This window comes from Streptomyces sp. NPDC002125 (assembly GCF_053593715.1).
Genome location: NZ_JBSFDD010000006.1, coordinates 236,103 through 254,730, shown reverse-complemented (window position 1 = coordinate 254,730; position 18,628 = coordinate 236,103). Strand labels below are relative to the sequence as shown.

The 18,628-nt window shown below is 72.6% G+C and carries 14 protein-coding genes; 8 read left to right on the top strand and 6 right to left on the bottom strand.

Translation table 11 applies throughout. From position 1 onward, the window contains the following. Positions 1-50 precede the first annotated feature (50 nt). The 5 genes from ACWCQM_RS13765 (at position 51) to ACWCQM_RS13745 (ending at position 5,346) form a co-directional block, all read left to right on the top strand. Positions 51-725 carry a DUF3105 domain-containing protein gene (locus ACWCQM_RS13765; protein ID WP_450915485.1) on the top strand — a complete coding sequence of 225 codons (675 nt, stop codon included), beginning with the start codon at positions 51-53 and terminating at the stop codon, positions 723-725. Further along, positions 722-1,408, top strand: a complete 687-nt coding sequence (locus tag ACWCQM_RS13760) for a DUF305 domain-containing protein (protein ID WP_450915484.1) — start codon at positions 722-724, stop codon at positions 1,406-1,408. The genes ACWCQM_RS13765 and ACWCQM_RS13760 overlap by 4 nt, the downstream gene beginning before the upstream one ends. Before the next feature lie 124 nt (positions 1,409-1,532). Beyond that, positions 1,533-1,958 (top strand): CBS domain-containing protein, encoded by a 426-nt coding sequence (locus ACWCQM_RS13755; RefSeq protein WP_267076082.1) that lies wholly within the window; start codon positions 1,533-1,535, stop codon positions 1,956-1,958. Between the two features lie 301 nt (positions 1,959-2,259). Continuing rightward, complete coding sequence (locus ACWCQM_RS13750; RefSeq protein ID WP_450915483.1) at positions 2,260-4,014, top strand: NAD+ synthase; 1,755 nt, start codon at positions 2,260-2,262, stop codon at positions 4,012-4,014. A gap of 129 nt (positions 4,015-4,143) precedes the next feature. Beyond that, positions 4,144-5,346: an MFS transporter gene (locus tag ACWCQM_RS13745; RefSeq protein WP_450915570.1), complete on the top strand. Its 1,203-nt coding sequence runs from the start codon at positions 4,144-4,146 to the stop codon at positions 5,344-5,346. Positions 5,347-5,586: 240 nt separating this feature from the next. Here the strand turns inward: ACWCQM_RS13745 and ACWCQM_RS13740 are convergent, their stop codons facing one another. The 5 genes from ACWCQM_RS13740 to ACWCQM_RS13720 form a co-directional block, all read right to left on the bottom strand. After that, positions 5,587-6,807, bottom strand: coding sequence for an MFS transporter (locus tag ACWCQM_RS13740; RefSeq protein WP_450915482.1), 1,221 nt, complete (start codon positions 6,805-6,807; stop codon positions 5,587-5,589). Between the two features lie 218 nt (positions 6,808-7,025). Next, positions 7,026-8,207: a Cmx/CmrA family chloramphenicol efflux MFS transporter gene (locus ACWCQM_RS13735; RefSeq protein ID WP_450915481.1), complete on the bottom strand. Its 1,182-nt coding sequence runs from the start codon at positions 8,205-8,207 to the stop codon at positions 7,026-7,028. Between the two features lie 306 nt (positions 8,208-8,513). Next, the gene (locus ACWCQM_RS13730; protein WP_450915480.1) at positions 8,514-9,536 is read right to left on the bottom strand and encodes an endonuclease/exonuclease/phosphatase family protein; all 1,023 of its coding nucleotides are present in this window, start codon (positions 9,534-9,536) and stop codon (positions 8,514-8,516) included. Between the two features lie 167 nt (positions 9,537-9,703). Then, positions 9,704-10,426 carry a TetR/AcrR family transcriptional regulator gene (locus ACWCQM_RS13725; protein WP_450915479.1) on the bottom strand — a complete coding sequence of 241 codons (723 nt, stop codon included), beginning with the start codon at positions 10,424-10,426 and terminating at the stop codon, positions 9,704-9,706. 89 nt (positions 10,427-10,515) lie between these two features. Next, positions 10,516-12,141: an MFS transporter gene (locus ACWCQM_RS13720; RefSeq protein ID WP_450915478.1), complete on the bottom strand. Its 1,626-nt coding sequence runs from the start codon at positions 12,139-12,141 to the stop codon at positions 10,516-10,518. A 201-nt stretch (positions 12,142-12,342) separates the two neighbouring features. Between ACWCQM_RS13720 and panB the strand changes: the two genes are divergently transcribed. The 3 genes from panB to ACWCQM_RS13705 all read left to right on the top strand — a co-directional run bounded on the left by panB (position 12,343) and on the right by ACWCQM_RS13705 (position 15,222). Next, positions 12,343-13,227 carry a 3-methyl-2-oxobutanoate hydroxymethyltransferase gene (panB, locus tag ACWCQM_RS13715; protein WP_450915477.1) on the top strand — a complete coding sequence of 295 codons (885 nt, stop codon included), beginning with the start codon at positions 12,343-12,345 and terminating at the stop codon, positions 13,225-13,227. Positions 13,228-13,348: 121 nt separating this feature from the next. Next, positions 13,349-14,368 (top strand): ATP-binding cassette domain-containing protein, encoded by a 1,020-nt coding sequence (locus ACWCQM_RS13710; protein WP_450915476.1) that lies wholly within the window; start codon positions 13,349-13,351, stop codon positions 14,366-14,368. After that, a complete protein-coding gene (locus ACWCQM_RS13705) occupies positions 14,365-15,222 on the top strand; it encodes an ABC transporter permease (protein WP_450915475.1) in 858 nt (285 codons plus the stop codon). The genes ACWCQM_RS13710 and ACWCQM_RS13705 overlap by 4 nt, the downstream gene beginning before the upstream one ends. 12 nt (positions 15,223-15,234) lie before the next feature. Here ACWCQM_RS13705 and ACWCQM_RS13700 read toward each other — a convergent pair whose 3' ends face one another. Continuing rightward, positions 15,235-18,567: a BTAD domain-containing putative transcriptional regulator gene (locus tag ACWCQM_RS13700; protein WP_450915474.1), complete on the bottom strand. Its 3,333-nt coding sequence runs from the start codon at positions 18,565-18,567 to the stop codon at positions 15,235-15,237. Positions 18,568-18,628 lie beyond the last annotated feature (61 nt).

Sequence of the window (18,628 nt, the reverse complement as noted above, 5' to 3'; positions counted from 1 at the left end):
CCCGCTCCGCTCCCGTCTCTCCCGACCCCTTGGCAGAAGGACCCGACGACATGAGCTTCGACCGCAGGACCCGGATAGAGCAGATGCGCAACGCCGACCGCGCGCGGGACCGCCGCAACCGGGTCGTCACCATAGGCGTGAGTGCCGTCGTGGTCGCCGGGCTGCTGGGATTCGGCTCGTACATGCTCCTGGAGAAGTCCGAGGCCAAGGAGCAGAAGGAGGAGAGGCAGGCCCAGGACGCCAAGCAGACGGAGGAGGAGAAGAAGGGCCTCGCGGCCGAGCCGATCGCGGACGAGAAGTCCTGGGACGCGAAGAAGCTGACCCGCAACCACGTCACCACCGACGTGAAGTACCCCATGGAGCCGCCGGTCGGCGGTGACCACGCCCCGGCCTGGCTGAACTGCGACGGCGTCGTATACGAAAAGGCCGTTCCGAACGTCAACGCGGTGCACGCCCTGGAGCACGGCGCGGTCTGGGTGACCCACAACGCGAAGGCCTCGGGGGACGACGTCTCCAAGCTCGCGTCCCGCGTCGAGAGCACGCCCTTCTCGCTGATGTCCCCGTACGAGGGGCAGGCCGGGGCGATCATGCTCAGCGCCTGGGGCAAGCAGGTCACGGTGGACAGCGCGGACGACCCCCGGGTGGCGCGGTTCTTCGCGAAGTACGTCCAGGGCGCGCAGACGCCCGAGCCGGGCGCGCCCTGCACCGGCGGGGTCGACGGGTGAGCCCGGCGAGCACCCGGCGTACGCGGTGGGTGGCGGGCTCCGCCGTGGCCCTCGCCCTCCTGTTCGCCGGCGCGGCGACCGTCGCGTCCGCGCGGGGCGACGGGCCCGCGCCCGCCCCGCGTACGCCCTCCGCCGCATCCGCCGACGCGGGCTTCGCTCGCGACATGGCCGTCCACCACCAGCAGGCCGTGGAGATGTCCTTCCTCGTCCGTGACGTGACCGAGGACGAGGACGTACGGCGGCTCGCCTACGACATCGCCAACACCCAGGCCAATCAGCGGGGGATGCTGCTCGGCTGGCTGGACCTGTGGGAGCTGCCGAAGACGGCGCCCGACGGGCAGGGGCCGATGTCCTGGATGCCGGACGAACACGGCGGCCACAACACGCACGACATGCACGGCATGGAGGGCACGGGGGAGGACGGGGCGCTGATGCCGGGTATGGCGACCAGGGCCGAGCTCGCCCGGCTCCGCGAGGCGCGGGGCGAGAAGGCCGAGGTCCTCTACCTCCAGCTGATGACCGACCACCACAAGGGCGGCGTCACCATGGCCCGCGCCTGCGCCTCCCGGTGCACCGTGCCCGTGGAGAAGCGGCTCGCTCAGGGCATGGTCGAGGCCCAGCAGTCCGAGCTGGACCTGATGGCGGACATGCTCGCGGCGCGCGGTGCCGCACCCCGCTCCTGAGCGGCCCACCCGCCCGGCGTACACCCGGATGGGTGACAGCGTTCGCGTGCGCCGGGCGGGCCGGGGACCATGGGAGTTCTCGGGGCCGTCGAGCAGTGCCCGCAGGCACTCAGGAGGCAACCTCATGACCACGGCCAAGGACATCATGCATCCCGGGGCCCAGTGGATCCCCGCCCACGAGACCCTCGACCGCGCCGCGCAGATGATGCGGAACCACAAGGTAGGGGCACTGCCCGTCTCGGCCAACGGCGAGCAGGACCGGATGGTCGGGATCATCACCGACCGCGACATCGTGATCAAGTGCGTGGCGGCGGGGCACGATCCGTCGAAGGTCACGGCGGGCGAGCTCTGCGACGGCACACCGCGCTGGATCGAGTCGACGGCGGATGTGAACGCCGTGCTGGACGAGATGCAGACCCACCGCATCCGCCGGCTTCCCGTCGTCGAGAAGAAGAAGCTGATCGGCATGATCAGCGAGGCGGACCTGGCGATGCACCTCTCGGACGAGCAGGTCGCGGGCTGGGCGGAGAAGGTCTACTCCCGCGCCTGACCGCTCACGCCCCTCCCCTCGCCCGTACGACGCGCCACGACGGCCTGGTGCCCCGCACACGGGAAGCCGGGCCGTCGCGGGCGAGGAACGCCGGGCCGTCGCGGGCGAGGGGCTGTTGGGCTCGACGGGGAACGCCGCGTGCGTGAGGCCGTCGGGGACACCGCGCGCCTGGGGCCCATCGGGTACGGGGGCTTTCGCGGGTCGGGACGAGCCTCCGCCCAGCCCCGTCCGGGGGCGGTCCGCCGCCTCCGGACGGGGATACGCCAGGACATCGCGTCAGTAAGACGATTACACTGGTCCCGTGCCTCAACTACGTCTCGCACTCAATCAGATCGACGCGACCGTCGGAGACCTCGCCGGCAACTCCGAGTCGATCGTCCACTGGACCCGGCACGCCGCCGAGCAGGGCGCCCACCTGGTGGCGTTCCCCGAGATGGTGCTGACCGGATACCCCGTCGAGGACCTGGCCCTGCGCTCGTCGTTCGTCGAGGCCTCACGCCAGGCGCTGCGGGCACTCGCCGTCCGCCTCGCCGACGAGGGCTTCGGGGAACTCCCCGTCGTCGTCGGCTACCTCGACCGCTCCGAGCACGCCGCCGCGCGCTACGGACAGCCGGCGGGCTCTCCGCGCAACGCCGCCGCGGTGCTGCACCGCGGGGCGGTCGCGCTGAACTTCGCCAAGCACCACCTGCCCAACTACGGCGTCTTCGACGAGTTCCGGTACTTCGTGCCCGGCGACTCGATGCCCGTCGTGCGGGTCCACGGCATCGACGTGGCGCTGGCGATCTGCGAGGACCTCTGGCAGGACGGCGGCCGCGTCCCGGCCGCGCGTGCGGCGGGGGCGGGGCTGCTGCTGTCCATCAACGCGTCCCCGTACGAGCGGGACAAGGACGACACCCGGCTGGAGCTGGTCCGCAAGCGCGCCCAGGAGGCCGGGTGCACGACGGCGTACCTGGCCATGATCGGCGGCCAGGACGAGCTGGTCTTCGACGGGGACTCGATCGTCGTCGACAAGGACGGCGAAGTCGTCGCCCGCGCACCCCAGTTCTCCGAGGGCAGCGTGATCCTCGACCTGGACCTCCCGGCCGCCGCGGCCGAGGCGCCGTCGGGCGTCGTCAACGACGGGCTGCGGATCGACCACGTGGTCCTGAGCGAGGAGCCGCTCCCGGCCTACGAGCCCGAGCTGACCGGCGGTTACGCCGAGCGGCTCGACGACGACGAGGAACTGTACTCGGCGCTGGTCGTGGGGCTGCGCGCGTACGCCGCGAAGAACGGTTTCAGCAGCGTCCTGGTCGGGCTCTCCGGCGGTATCGACTCGGCGCTCGTCGCGGCCATCGCCTGTGACGCGCTGGGCGCTCAGCACGTGTACGGCGTCTCGATGCCGTCGAAGTACTCGTCGGACCACTCCAAGGGCGACGCGGCGGAACTCGCCCGGCGCACGGGGCTGAACTTCCGCACCGTACCGATCGAGCCGATGTTCGACGCGTACATGGGGTCGCTGGGGCTCACCGGGCTGGCCGAGGAGAACCTCCAGTCGCGGCTGCGCGGCACGATGCTGATGGCGCTCTCCAACCAGGAGGGCCAGATCGTGCTCGCGCCGGGCAACAAGTCCGAGCTGGCGGTGGGCTATTCGACGCTCTACGGGGACTCCGTCGGCGCGTACGGGCCGATCAAGGACGTGTACAAGACGTCGGTCTTCCGCCTCGCGAAGTGGCGCAACCGTGCCGCCGAGGAGCGGGGCCAGACCCCGCCCATCCCGGAGGCGTCCATCACCAAGCCGCCGAGCGCCGAGCTGCGCCCCGGCCAGGTGGACACGGACTCGCTGCCGGACTACGACGTGCTGGACCGCATCCTGGAGATGTACGTCGACCGGGACCAGGGCCGCGACGCGATCGTGGCGGCGGGCTTCGACGACGCCCTGGTGACGAAGACGCTGCGGATGGTGGACACGGCGGAGTACAAGCGCCGGCAGTACCCGCCGGGCACGAAGATCTCCCCGAAGGGCTTCGGCAAGGACCGCCGGCTGCCGATCACCAACCAGTGGCGCGAGTCGAGCTGACGCGCGGGACCGGCCTCCGCGCGGGGCCCGGATAGGGCATCTGCCCGATGCCGCCGCCCCGCCTCAGTCGTCAGCATGGCCGACGGAGCGCCCGGCCGGGGCGCGGGCGGTGGACGGCGGGGGCACGGGATGGCGTTGCGTGCGGTGGTACGGGACCGGACGGCTCTGCTGTGCCTCACCGGGCTGCTCGTGTCCGGCTTCGGCACGTCCGCGATGTGGCTGACCGCCGGGATCTGGGTCAAGTCGGCCACCGGATCGGACAGTCTGGCCGCCCTGACGGTGTTCGCGATGTGGGCGCCGGTCCTCGCGGGCCCCGCCATCGGAGCGGTCGCCGACCGGGTGCCGCGCAGGCTCCTGCTGGTCGTGGTGAACGTGGTGATGGCGGGCCTGGTGGGCTCGCTGCTCCTCGTCGGCCCCGGCCACCGGATCGGCGCGCTCTTCGCCGTCCTCGTCGTGTACGGCGCGAGCGGTGTCCTCCTGGACGCGGCGGAGGCGGCCCTGGTCGCGCAGGCGGTGGACGCGCGGCTGCTGGGGGACTTCAACGGGTTGCGTACGACGGCGAACGAGGGCATGAAGCTGCTCGCGCCCCTCGCGGGTGCCGGCCTGTTCACCCGGTACGGCGCGGGCCCGGTGGTGGCGCTGGACGCGGCCACGTTCGCCCTGGCCGCCCTGCTCTTCGCCCGTCTGCGGGTACGGGAGCCGGCCCGGGACAGGAAGGCGGCCCGGCTGGGCGGCACGGCTGCGGGGATACGCCTGCTGCGCGGCTCGCCGGTTCTGCGGCCGCTGGTGTACGCCGGGGCGCTGACCATGCTGCTCGCGGGGGTCAACGGGGCTGCCGTGTACGCCGTCGTGGACGACACCCTGGGCCGCCCACCGGCGTACGCCGGGGTGTTGTACGCCTTCCAGGGCGCCGGCTCCGTGGCGGTCGGGCTGCTGGCGGGCCCGCTGCTACGGCGGATGCCGGAACGCGCGTTCGCGGCGGCGGGGACCGCGGTGTTCGCCGTGGCGGTGGGGGCACGGGCGCTGGGCGGAGACCTGGTGGCGCCGGCGGCGAGCGCGGCCATCGGAGCGGGTCTGCCGTGCGTGCTGATCGCCGCGATGACCGCGGTGCAGCGGGAGACCCCGGACGCGGTGCTCGGCCGCACCGCGGCGGCGGCCAACTCGCTGATGACGGCGCCCAACGCGATGGCGCTGGCGGGCGGCGCGGGACTGGTCGCCGTGGTGGACGTCCGGCTGCTGCTGCCCGCGGCGGCGCTGGTGGGCCTGGTCACGGCGGCCTGGCTGCGCCCGTACCGGCGGGAACTGCGCGAGCCGGGACCTGCGGGGACATGACAGCCTCCACGGAACCGGCGGGAGCAACGCGAAGCCGGACCGGCCGGAGCGGAGGCGCACCCGCCGGAACAGCGCGAAGCCGGACCGGCAGGGGCAACGCGAAGCCGGACCGGCAGGAGCGTGCGTGCTCTCCGCCGGCCCGGCCTCGTGGCGCTTCAGGCCTCGTGGCGCTTCAGGCCTCGTGGCGCTTCAGGCCTCGTGGCGCTTCAGGCCTCGTGGCGCTTCAGGCCTCGTGGCGCGTCAGCCCTCGTACGAGCGGGCCGCGACCGGCTCGCGCCGCTCGGCCCCGGCGCCGGACGCCACGACGCGCGAGGCGCTGGGGGTCCGGTCCAGGAAGCCCGCCGTGACCGCCACGGCGAGACCGGCGACGGCCAGGACCGCGCCGACCAGGGCCGGTGAGGTCCAGCCCCAGCCCGCCGAGATGGCGACCCCGCCGAGCCAGGCCCCGCCCGCGTTGGCGAGGTTGAATGCGGAGTGGTTGGAGGCGGAGGCGAGCGTCGGGGCGTCCTTCGCCTTGTTCATCACGAGCATCTGGAGCGGGGTGGTGGTCATGAAGCCGATGCCGCCGAGCAGCACCACCATGACCAGCGCCGCCCACTGCACATGCGCGGCGAAGGGGAAGACGACCAGGACGACGGCCAAGGCCCCCAGCGAACCGTAGAGCGTGGGCCGCAGCGCGCGGTCGGTCAGCGGTCCCGCCGCCAGGGCGCCGAGCGTCATCCCGATGCCGAAGAGCGCGAGGACGAGCGTCACGGAGGACTCTCCGAAGCCCATCGCCTCGGTCGTCATGGACGAGAGGTAGGAGTAGACGGCGAAGACACCCGCGAAGCCGAGGACGGCGGTGAGCAGGCCGAGCACGACCTGCCGGTTGCCGAGCGCGCTCAGCTCGCGGCGTACGTTCTGGTGGGCCTCGACGGGGATCTGCGGCACCAGGCGGGCGAGCGCGGCCATCGCGCCCAGTCCGATCACCGCGACCACCATGAAGGTGGCGCGCCAGCCGAGGTGCTGTCCAAGCAGGGTGGCCGCCGGTACGCCGACGATGTTGGCCACGGTCAGGCCGAGGAACATCGTGGCGACGGCACGGGCCTGGCGGCCGTCCGGCACGAGGCGGGCGGCGACGACCGCGCCGACGCCGAAGAAGGCGCCGTGCGGGAGCCCGGCCAGGACGCGGCCGACGAGCAGCCAGCCGAAGTCGGGGGCGAAGGCGGAGGCGAGGTTGCCGACGGTGAAGACGGCCATCAGCAGCAGGAGCATCCGCTTGCGCGGAATCCTGGAGCCGAGACCGGTGAGCAGCGGGGCACCGAGGACGACGCCGATCGCATACGCCGAGACGAGATAACCGGCGGTGGGTACGGACGTTCCCAGATCGTCCGCGACATTGGGCAGCAGGCCCATCATCACGAACTCGGTGGTGCCGATGCCGAAGGCGCTCACAGCGAGGGCGAGCAGGGCCAGGGGCATGGAAGTGACCTTTCGGGCAGGGGGCCGCCCGGGCCGTGGAGGCCGGGTGGCAGCGGTGTGTGTGCGGGAGCGTCGGCTTCTTTGCCGGGACGGGTTATGTATCCCGTCGGAACAAAGTCTCTCAGACGTTTTATGCCCGGACGTGAACAAGCCGTTGCGGCGGGGTGTGATGTGGGCATCACTCGGTCGTTCCGGCGCCTCCCGGGGCCTCTTCGCCCTCACCGCTCCGGCACCGGAACCCGGGGGGTCCCCGCCGTGGCGGGCACCGCCGCGAGCACCCCCGCACCCGCGAGGGCCAGGCACATCAGCAGAGCGCTCACCCAGACCGGTGCGCGGAAGCCGAACCCTTCACCGAGGGCCAGGCCGCCCAGCCAAGGGCCCGCCGCCGCACCCACGTTGAAGGCGGCCGTCGCGAAGGAACCGGCCATCGTGGGCGCGTCGGGGGCCAGTTGGAAGACCCGGGTGATCAACACCGTTCCCGTACCGAAGGCGAGTGCCCCCTGGAGCAGTACGAGGACGAGGGTGGCCACCGGGTGGGCCGCGGTCAGCGCGAGCGCCGCCCAGCCCGCCGTCAGTGCCGCCATCCCGCATCCCACGACCGCGCCCGGCCGGGTGTCGGCAAGGCGTCCCGCCAGCGTGACACCCGCGAACGAGCCGACGCCGAACAGCGCGAGGACCACCGGCACCCAGCCCGCGCCCAAGCCGGTGACCCGGGTGACCAGAGGTTCCAGATAGGAGAAGGCGCAGAAGGTCGCCCCCTGCACGAGCGCCATCACCAGCAGGGTCAGCAGCAGCCGCGGCCGGGCCAGGGCGGCCAGTTCGCTGCGCGCGCTCACCCGCCGCGCGTCGTCCGGGCGGCCTCCCGGGACGGCGACGAGCAGGGCGACGGCGGCCGGTACGGAGACGAGGGCCACGGCCCAGAACGCCGAGCGCCAGCCCCAGAGTTCGCCGAGCACCGCCCCGGCCGGAACGCCCACCACGCAGGCGACGGTGACCCCGCCGACGACCACGGCGGTGGCCCGGGCCCGTCGCTCGGGGCCCGCCAGGGCCAGTGCGGTGACCAGCGCCACCGCCCAGAAGCCCGCGTTGGCCAGCGCCCCGGCGACCCGGGTGGCGAGCAGCACGGCATAGCTGGAGGTCAACGCGCCCACGACATGGACGGCGACGAAGACGCCGAGGAAGAACAGCAGCGCCCGGCGCCGGGGCCAGGTGCGGCCCGCCAGGGCGGTGAGCGGCGCGCCGACGGCCATCCCGACCGCGAAGGCCGAGGTCAGCAGCCCAGCGGCGCCCAGCGAGACGTCCAGGTCACCGGCGATGCCGGAGAGCAGGCCGGACAGCATGAATTCCGATGTGCCCTGGGCGAAGACGGCCAGCCCGAGCACGTATACAGCGAATGGCATGAGAGGAGGACCCCTTGTACGGAACCGTCGGAGGAACGAGCGGTGTACGGGGATGCGGGCCGCGCCCGTCGTCACGCGCCGGGGCGCGGGGACGGCAACGCGGTGGAATGTCCGGTGCCCCCACGGGACACGGGAGTCGGCCCACACCGCCGGCAACGGTCCTGCGGTGACGGACGGCGCGACGGGGGAAGCCCGGTGACCGCGGGGGGTCAGAGGCTTGCGGCGTCGGTGACCGGCCACCGGCGAACCGGCGGCCTGAGTCTGTCGGACTCGGGGCTGGACATGGGAAGGAGCGTACCCCCTCGCTCAGAGCTCCACGCGGGCGGCGATCGGGAGATGGTCGCTGTCGGTGGCGGGGAGGGTCCAGGAGGCGAGGGGTTCGACGCCGCGCACCATGATCTGGTCGATCCGGGCCATGGGGAAGGACGCGGGCCAGCTGAAGCCGAAGCCGTCGCCCGCCGCGCCCTGGGTGGAGCGCATCTGGGCGGTGACGGCGTTCAGCGAGCGGTCGTTCATCGTGCCGTTCAGATCGCCGAGCAGGACCACCCGCTCCAGCGGTTCGTCGGCGATCGCCTCGCCGAGCGCGTCCGCGCTGTCGTCGCGCTGGTTGGCCGTGAAGCCCGCGTTCAGCTTGACCCGCACGGAGGGGAGGTGCGCGACGTACACCTTGACCGGGCCCTCGGGGGTGGTGACCGTGGCGCGCATGGCCCGGGTCCAGCCCAGCTTGATGTCGACGGGCTTGGAGTCGGTCACCGGGTACTTGCTCCAGAGACCGACGGTGCCTTGGACGGAGTGGTACGGATAGCGGTCGGCGAGCGCGTCCTCGTACGCCGCGACCTTGCCGCCGGGCAGCTCCTGGAGGGCCACGACGTCCGCGCCGGAACCGGCCACCTGCTGGGCGGTGCCCGCCGGGTCGGGGTTGCCCGCGTTGACATTGTGCGTGGCGACGGTGAGGTCGCCCCCGCTGCCGGACTTGTCGGCGAAGAGGAGGCTGCCGAAGAGGTTGAGCCAGACCGCGACCGGCAGAATCAGGGCGATCAAGGCGGTGGCGGAGCGCCGGAGCAGGCCGAGGACCAGCAGCACGGGCACGAGCAGACCGAACCACGGCAGGAAGGTCTCGATGAGGCTGCCCAGGTTGCCGATGGTGTTCGGGATGTCCGCGTGGAGGACCAGCACGAGCGTCAGCAGGACGGAGCAGAGCGCCAGGATGATGCCCCGCCGCCAGATGCCCCGGTCGGAGGCCAGTCTGCGGCGCAGGGCCTGGAGGCGTGAGTCCGGCTGCGGACCCGCGCCGGCGTTCTCGGTGTCCGCCCTGTACGCCTGCACCATCGCGCTCGTCCTCACTGCCTTGCCGTACACATCACCGCGCCCCACGACCCTAGGCGATGGGTGACGCCATTCCCGCCGTCGACGACGGCCGTACTGCCATCAGGACGAGCAAGGCACCGCGCCGGGTTCCGGCGGGGCGGGTGGTTGTGAGGCTTGTGACAGAACGATCACACAGGGGCGGTCGTCGGTTCCCCGGCTGTGACCTGCGGTTTCGCCGGCCGGGGCGCGAGACCCTGGAGAAGGGTGGCGATGATGCGGTCGGCGAGGTCCTCCGGGAGCGCGGCATCGGGGCGGTGGACGGTGCGTACGAGCATGGGTCCCAGGAAGAGGTCGTTCACGAGCTCCACGTCGAGGTCGTCGCGGAGTTCCCCCGCTTCCACGGCCCGCTGCACGGCGGCCAGCATGGCGGCCCTGCGCGGGCCGAGGACGGTGCTCTGGTACTCGGTCCAGAGCTTCGGGTGCTTCTTCATCTGCACGAACACGTTGTGCAGGAGGGCGGAGGAACGCTGGGCGACGCTGCGCGTACGCATGGACTCCAGCATGATGCGCAGATCGTCCAGGCCGGCGGTGCCGGAGACGACGGGGTCGGCGGGCTCGATGTCGCGCAGGACGTCGACGAAAAGCTCCTCCTTGCCGCTCCAGCGGCGGTAGATCGTGGCCTTGCCGACCCCGGCGGTGCGGGCGATGCGTTCGATGGAGAGGCCGTCCAGGGTCTCCCCCGTCTCCAGCAGCTCGACGACGGCGTCCAGGATCGCCCGCTCCACGGCCGCGCTGCGGGGGCGGCCCCTGCGGGGCTCCGGCTCCCGACAGGGCGGCTCCGCGCCCTCGCCGGGGTCCTCAGCCTGGACCCCGGCCGGGTCCCGCGCCGGGTTCTGTGCCGCCTGCCGCACCTGGGCCGCCTCTCGCTGCCGCGTTCACTGCTCGCCGTCCCCACCGATTCTCGCCGACCGGCGGGGGCCGGGGCGAACGGCGGGCCGGTTCAGGACCGGTGCGCGGGCTCCCCCGCCGCCGGGACCTGCTCGGGCGTGCGGGTCCCGCCCGGAGTCTCCGCCGGGGCGGGCTGCCTGCCCGGCAGGAAAGCGGCGACCACCGCCGCGCCGATCAGGGCGACCGCGGCCGAGCCGAGCGCGGTGACGTGCATCGCGCCGATGAAGGCGTCGTTCGCCGCCGCGACCAGCGGCCTGCCCGCCGCGCCCAGCTTCTCCGCGACGCCGAGGGTCGCCTCGATGGACTCCCCCGCGACGTCCCGTGCGCCGGGAGGCACGTCGCCGAGGTGGCCCTCGATGTCACCCCGGTAGACCGTGGAGAGCACCGAGCCCAGTACGGCGATGCCGAGCGCCCCGCCGACCTGGCGGAAGGTGTTGTTGATCGCGGAGCCCGAACCGGCCCGCTCGCGGGGCAGGGCCTGCATGACGGCGACGGTGACCGGCGGCATGATGTGCGCCATTCCGGTGCCCTGGACGAAGAAGACCAGGCAGAGCACCCAGAGGGGCGTGTCCGCGTCGAACAGCGCGAAGGCCGCGAGGCCTCCCGCGACGAGCAGCATGCCCACCGTGCAGACCACGCGGGCGCCGAAGCGGTCCACGACCAGCCGGGCGCGCGGAGAGAAGACCATCTGGGCGACGGCGAGCGGCAGGATCAGCAGCCCGGACTCCAGTGCGGTGTAGCCGCGCACGCTCTGGAGGTAGAAGGCGGAGAAGAAGGTGACCCCCATCAGCGCGAAGAAGACCAGCGCGATGGCGGCGACGGCGGCGGAGAAGGCCGGCTTCCTGAAGTACGAGATGTCGATGGACGGGTGGCTGCTGCGCTTCTCGTGCCACACGAAGCCCGCCAGCACCAGCAGCCCGCCGATCACCGGCGCGAGGACGGTGATGTCGGTGAAGGAGGCCAGCTCGCCGCCGCGGATGATGCCGTAGACCAGCAGGACCAGGCCGACGATGGACAGGACGACGCCGAGCGGGTCGACGCGGCCCGGGTCGGGGTCCCGGGAGTCGGGGACGAGGACGGCCATGGCGATGAGCGCGATGACCACCACGGGCACGTTGACCAGGAAGATCGAGCCCCACCAGAAGTGCTCCAGGAGCGCCCCTCCGGTGATCGGGCCGATCGCGATGCCGAGGCCGACGCTGCCTGCCCAGATGCCGATGGCCTTGGGCTGCTCGTCGCGCTCGAAGACGTTCATCAGGACGGCGAGGGTGGCGGGCATCACGAACGCCGCGCCGAGGCCCATCAGCGCGCGCCAGGTGATGAGTTCACCGGGCGAGGTGGAGAGGGCGGCCAGCGCCGAGCCGATGCCGAAGACGAGGATGCCCGCGAGCAGGACCTTCTTGCGGCCGATGCGGTCGCCCAGCAGTCCGGCGGTGAAGAGCAGCCCGGCGAAGACGAGCGTGTAGGAGTTGATCGCCCACTCCAGCTCGCTCTGGGTGGCGCCGATACCGGTCGGCGCGGGGCTGGCGATCGTCTTGACCGCGACGTTCAGGATCGAGTTGTCCAGAACGACGATGAGCAGGCTGAACATGAGGACGCCGAGGATGACCCAGCGGCGGCGGTGGACCGCCTCCGGGACACGGGGCGCGGCGGCGGGGACGCCGGACGGTATGGACATGGCGACGACTCTACTGGCTTTCCAATACGGAACCGTCTCGTATTGGAAAGTCTTTACCCGGGCGCCGCGCACCGTTCACCGGACACCGCGTTCACCCCCGCGCGGTGGGCCCACTTCACGGGAACCGCCGGGAGATGCCACCATGGAAGGGATCCGGGGACGCCGTCAGGGCGCCTCGAGATGACGAAGGAGCCGTTGGCCATGTCGCTTCAGGCTGCGCAGAATCAGTCCACACCCCCCGCGGGCCCCACTCCCGGTGCCGGCAAGGCCCTGTACGGGGGCAAGAGCACCCGCCGTATCAGCGTCCACGACATCGCCGCCGCCACCGAGCGCGGCGAGAAGTGGCCCATGCTCACCGCCTACGACGCGATGACCGCGTCCGTCTTCGACGAGGCCGGCATCCCGGTCATGCTCGTCGGCGACTCCATGGGCAACTGCCACCTCGGCTACGAGACCACCGTCCCCGTCACCATGGACGAGATGGCCATCCTCTCGGCCGCCGTCGTGCGGGGCACCAAGCGCGCCCTCATCGTGGCCGACCTGCCCTTCGGCGCGTACCAGGAGGGCCCGGTCCAGGCGCTGCGCAACGCCACCCGGCTGATCAAGGAGGCCGGCGTCGGCGCGGTCAAGCTGGAGGGCGGCGAGCGCTCGCACGAGCAGATCAGGCTGCTGGTCGAGGCCGGTATCCCGGTCATGGGCCACATCGGCCTGACCCCGCAGTCGGTCAACGCGATGGGTTACCGGGTCCAGGGCCGGGGCGAGGAGGCCGCCCAGCAGCTGCTGCGCGACGCGAAGGCGGTGCAGGACGCGGGCGCGTTCGCCGTCGTCCTGGAGCTCGTGCCGTCCGAGCTGGCCGCCGAGGTGACCCGCACGCTGCACATCCCGACCGTCGGCATCGGCGCCGGGCCCGAGACGGACGCCCAGGTGCTGGTCTGGACCGACATGGCCGGACTGACCGGCGGCAAGGTGCCGCGCTTCACCAAGCAGTACGCCAACCTGCGTCAGGTGATGACCGACGCCGCGAGGGAGTACGCCGAAGAGGTCGTCGGCGGCACGTTCCCCGCGGCGGAGCACACCTTCCACTGACGCCCAGCCGACCACTGCCGCACCACCGACAGCCCGCCGACTTCCCCCATCGGCGGGCTGTCGCCCGTCGTGGGCCGGCTGTCACCGACATGTCGGTGACTTGTCGGTGGCGGCTGGTCTGATGGTGTCCATGACGCGAAACGACAAGAACCTCAGGGGCGGGACGAACGCCGTCGAGGTACGGGGGCTGGTCAAGCACTACGGCGAGACCAAGGCGCTGGACGGTGTGGACCTCGATGTGCGCGAGGGCACCGTCCTCGGTGTGCTCGGACCCAACGGCGCCGGCAAGACCACCCTCGTACGCTGCCTCTCCACCCTGATCCAGCCCGACGCCGGGCACGCGGTCGTGGCCGGCTACGACGTGGTGAAGCAGCCCCGGCAGCTGCGCCGCACCATCGGCCTGACCGGGCAGTACGCCTCGGTCGACGAGAAGCTCTCCGGCTGGGAGAACCTCTACATGATCGGGCGGCTGCTCGACCTGCCGCGCAAGAAGGCCAGGTCCCGCGCCGACGAACTGCTGGAGCGCTTCTCGCTCACCGAGGCGGCGAAGAAGGCCGCCATGGACTACTCCGGCGGCATGCGGCGGCGGCTCGACCTGGCCGCCTCCATGATCGGCAGCCCCGCCGTCCTCTATCTGGACGAGCCGACGACGGGCCTCGACCCCCGTACCCGCAACGAGGTCTGGGACGAGGTGCAGCGGATGGTCGCGGAGGGGGCGACCGTGCTGCTCACCACCCAGTACATGGAAGAGGCCGAACAGCTCGCCAGCGAGCTCACCGTCATCGACCACGGCAAGATCATCGCCCGGGGCGGCGTCGACGAGCTCAAGGCCAAGGTCGGCGGCCGGACCCTGCAGATCCGGCCCTCCGACCCGGCCGAACTGGCCGCCATGGCGCAGGCGCTGCGGGAGACCGGTCTCGACGGTGTCGCGGGCGCCCAGGCGGTCCCGGACGAGGGCCTGCTGTACGTACCGATCCTCAGCGACCAGCAGCTGACCGCCGTCATCGGCCTCCTCGGCACCCGGGGATTCTCCCTGGCCCATGTGTCCACCGCGCTGCCCAGCCTGGACGAGGTGTTCCTCGCCATCACGGGCGACAAGGCCACCGTCACCGACACGACTCCCCAGGAGGTCGCGGCATGAGCACGACGACTCTGACGCCCACGCCCACCGACGCGACCGCGTCCGCCCCGGCCAGGAAGCTCCACGACGAGGGCCGGATCGGACTCCGGAACAACATGCGCCACATCGGGGCGCTGGTGCGGCGCAATCTGCTCCAGATCAAGAAGGATCCGGAGTCGATGTTCGACGCGCTCCTGATGCCGGTCATCTTCACGCTGCTGTTCGTGTACGTCTTCGGCGGCTCGGTCGGCGGCAGCATGGGCGGCGGCCGGCAGGAGTACCTCAACTACCTGATCCCCGGCCTGATGGCGATGATGGGCATGAACATCGCCATGGCGGTCGGTTCCGGTGTCAACGACGACTTCCGCAAGGGGGTCATGGACCGGTTCCGTACGATGCCGATCGCCCGCTCCTCGGTACTCATCGCCAAGATCGTGGTCGAGCTCGGCCGGATGATGGTCGCCACACTGATCCTGCTGGCCATGGGCTTCGCGCTCGGCATGGAGCTCCAGGAGTCCGTGCTCGGGCTGATCGGGGCGATCGCCCTGTCGGCCGCGTTCGGTGCCGCCATCATGTGGATCTTCATCCTGCTCGGACTGACCATGAAGACGGCACAGGCCGTCCAGGGAATGGGGATGCTCGTGCTGATGCCGCTCCAGTTCGGTTCGTCCATCTTCGCGCCGACCCAGACCATGCCGGGCTGGCTCCAGACGTTCACCGACTACAACCCGCTGTCCAACCTGGCCGACGCCGCCCGCGCCCTGATGATGGGCGGCCCGCTCGCCCACTCGGTCTGGGTGACGCTGGGCTGGACCGTCGTCATCACCGCGGTGATGGCCCCCCTCGCGGTGGCCAAGTTCCGCAAGAAGTCCTGACGGGGCGGTAGTTCATTTCCCGTACGCCGCGCCGAGGGCGGTGGCCTCGTCCAGGGAGAGGCCACCGCCCTCGGCGTACGCGGCCTCGTACGCCGAGGTGTCCGCCAGGGCCGTGCGCGCCGCGTGCTCGGCCCCGGCCAGGATCTGGCGCTCCACCGCGGTCCGCACATGGTCCTTGGGCAACCGCTCCTCCTGGAGACCGAGCAGCATCGCCGCGTCCCACCCGCTCCGCTCACCGCCCATCCCGGCCACGGCCCGGGCGAGGGTGACCAGATGAGCGGAGGTCATCTGCGGGGCCACCATCTGCGACATCGGGCTGCGGGACTTCTCCAGCGCGTGCAGCGCCCCCGTCAGAGCCTCGGCGTGACAGCCCTCCTCGTTGTCGAGCCAGGCCAGCATGCCCACGACGAACCCGTCGAAGATCGCCACCGTCTCGGACGCGAAGTCGGTTCGCAGCAGGACGAGCTGCTCCCGCGCCTCGCCGGTGCGGCCGGTCCGTCCCAGCCACTGGGCGAGGAAGAGCCGCGCGGCGGGGCGCGCCTCGTTCCCCGAGGTGCGGCTCTCCAGGAGCACCTCGCGCAGGATCCGCTCCCCCTCCTCTCCCCGGCCCGTCTCGCAGAGCGCGGCGGCGTACCTGGCCCGCAGCACGGCGACCTGGGACTGCGCCCCGAGCCGCTCCGCGTAACCGACGGCGGCACGGAAGTCCTCGGCCGCCTCGGCGTTCCGGCCGGCCCGTTCGTTGGCCTCACCGCGGGAGGCATAGGCCTCCGCGACGCCCCACACGTCCCCGATCCGGAGGAAGATCTCCAGACTCTCGTCCGCGTCCTGACCGGCCTCGCCCACCCATTCGGCGCGGTTGGCCAGCACGTTGGCCCGCAGCTGGAGGCCGGCGGCGAGCTCCCATTCGTAGCCGAGCTCCCGGCAGGTGCGCACCGTCTCGTCGGTGATCTCGCGCAGCGCGCCGGGCTCACCGGTGAAGATGACGGCGAACAGCCAGAGGGAACCCGGCATCCGGCAGGTCTGCGGCTGGCCCGCCCGGTAGGTACGGGCGATCACCTTCAGCCGCGCGCGGCCGTCCTCGCTCGTCCAGTTGTCCGCGGAGTGGTCCATGCTGGCCATCTCGACCAGCCGCACCCCCCGCCGGGCCTCCTGGAGCTGTTCGGCGTCCATCGGCGGCGGCCGGTCGGTGCAGCGCTCCAGCAGCGAGGGGGCCGGCTCGACAGGCTCGGCGAACGGGTCGGGGCCGAGAGAGGCGGCCACCCCGGCCCAGTGCCGGGCGTCGGCCCGCAGATCGCGCATCTGCCAGTACCAGGCGAGGCACAGCACGAGGCAGAGCGCCTCGTGCTCGTCGCGGGCCGCCGTCGCGCGGCGCAGGGCGGTGCGCAGGTTCTCGTACTCGCGCTCGAACCGCCGGATGGCGTCCAGCTGCCCGGGGCCCCGGAGTACGGGATCGGTGGTACGGGCGAACTCCCTGTAGTGGACGAGGTGCCGGCGTTCGACGGCGGTCCTCTCCCCCGCCTCGTCGAGGCGCTCGCCGGCGTACTCGGCGACGGTCTCCAGGAGCCGGTAGCGCATGTCACCGTCATCGCCCGGTGCAGCGACCACGAGGGACTTGTCGACCAGGGAGCCGAGGAGCAACGCCACGTCACGGACGTCGGCCAGGACAGCCCCGGGCAGGGAACAGACCTCCTCGGCCGCGGCGAGGTCGCAGCCGCCGGCGAACACGGACAGCCTGCGCAGCACGGCGCGTTCGTCCTCGTCGAGGAGGCCCCACGACCAGTCGACGACCGCGCGCAGGGTCTGCTGGCGCGGCAGCACCGTGCGGCTCCCGGTGGTCAGCAGCCGGAAACGGTCGTCGAGACGCTCCGCGATCTGGCGCGGGCCGAGCATCCGCAGCCGGGCCGCGGCCAGCTCGATGGCGAGGGGCAGACCGTCGAGACGCCGGCAGATCTCGGCACAGGCCGCCGCGGTCTCCTCGTCGGCGTCGGCCCGGAAGCCGGGCCTGGCCGCGGCCCCTCGGTCGGCGAACAGCCGCAGGGCCATGGGGTCGGGCAGCGGGTCGACGGGGCGCAGCAGCTCGCCGGGGACGCCGAGGGGCTCACGGCTCGTCGCGAGGACGGTGAGCCCGGGGCAGCGGGCGAGCAGATGGTCGGCCAGCCGGGCCGCCGCGGCGATCACATGCTCGCAGTTGTCGAGCAGCAGGAGCATGCGGCGGCCCGAACAGTGCTCCGCCAGGCGGGCGAAGGCGTCCCCCGAGCCGCCCTCCGTTCCTCGCTCCACGGCGCGGAGCCCTTCGGCGCCCGCGCCCCGCAGGACGGTCTCGCGGGCGCCGAGTGCGCTGAGCACGGCCTCGGGGACGGCGTCCGGGTCGTCGACCGGGGCGAGTTCCGCCAGCCAGACCCCGTCGGGCCAGTTCGCCGCGACCGTCTCGGCGGTCTCCTGGGACAGCCGGGTCTTGCCGGCGCCGCCGGGGCCGAGGAGGGTGATCATCCGGGAGCGTGCCAGATCGCCGCGCAGCGCGGCGATGTCGGCCTCGCGCCCGACGAAGCTGGTGAGCCGGGCCCGGAGGTTCCCCTGCCGCGCGGGCGGGGCGGCGGGGGCGGGGGCCGGTGCGAGGGCGGGCCCGTCCTGGCGCAGCAGCTCCTCGTGCAGCGCGCGCAGCGCGGGGCCGGGGTCCGCGCCGAGCCGCTCGGCGAGCAGGGTGCGCACCTCGTCGTACGCCGCGAGCGCCTGCGCGGTGCGCCCGGCGTCCCGCAACGCCCTGATCCGCAGGGCCTGAAGGGGTTCGTCGAGCGGGTGGTCGGCGCAGAGCCCCGCGAGCTCGGGCAGGGCGTCGTCGGCGCGCCCCTGCGCGAGCTGGGCCTCGATCCTTGTCCTGCGGGCGTCCAGGCGCAGGGCCTCCCATCGTGCCGCCGCCACGGCTCGGTCCGGCAGATCGGCGAGGGCGGGGCCGTGCCACAGGGCGAGCGCGTCGTCGAGTACGGTGACGGCCTTCACCGCGTCGCCCTCGGCCAGCGCCCGGGCGCCCTCCCCCGCGAGCCGCTCGAAGCGGTACAGGTCCACACCGTCCGGGCCGGCGGTGAGGCGGTAGCCGTTCTCGTCGGACGCGACGGCGTCCCGGCCCAGGGCGCGCCTGAGCCGGCCCACGAGTGCCTGGAGTGCTCCCGGGGCGTCGGCGGGCGGGTCGCCGTCCCACACCTCGTCGACGAGCATCCCGACCGGGACCGTGCGGCCGGCGCGCAGGGCGAGCACGGTGAGCAGGGCGCGCAGCCGCGCCCCGCCGAGGGCGACGGCCGAGCCGTCGGCGCGGAGGGCGCGGGTGGTCCCGAGGATGCTGTAGTGCACGGGCCCATTGTCCGCGACGGCCCCGGGCCGTGTGGAACTACCACCCGGTTGTGAGACGTTC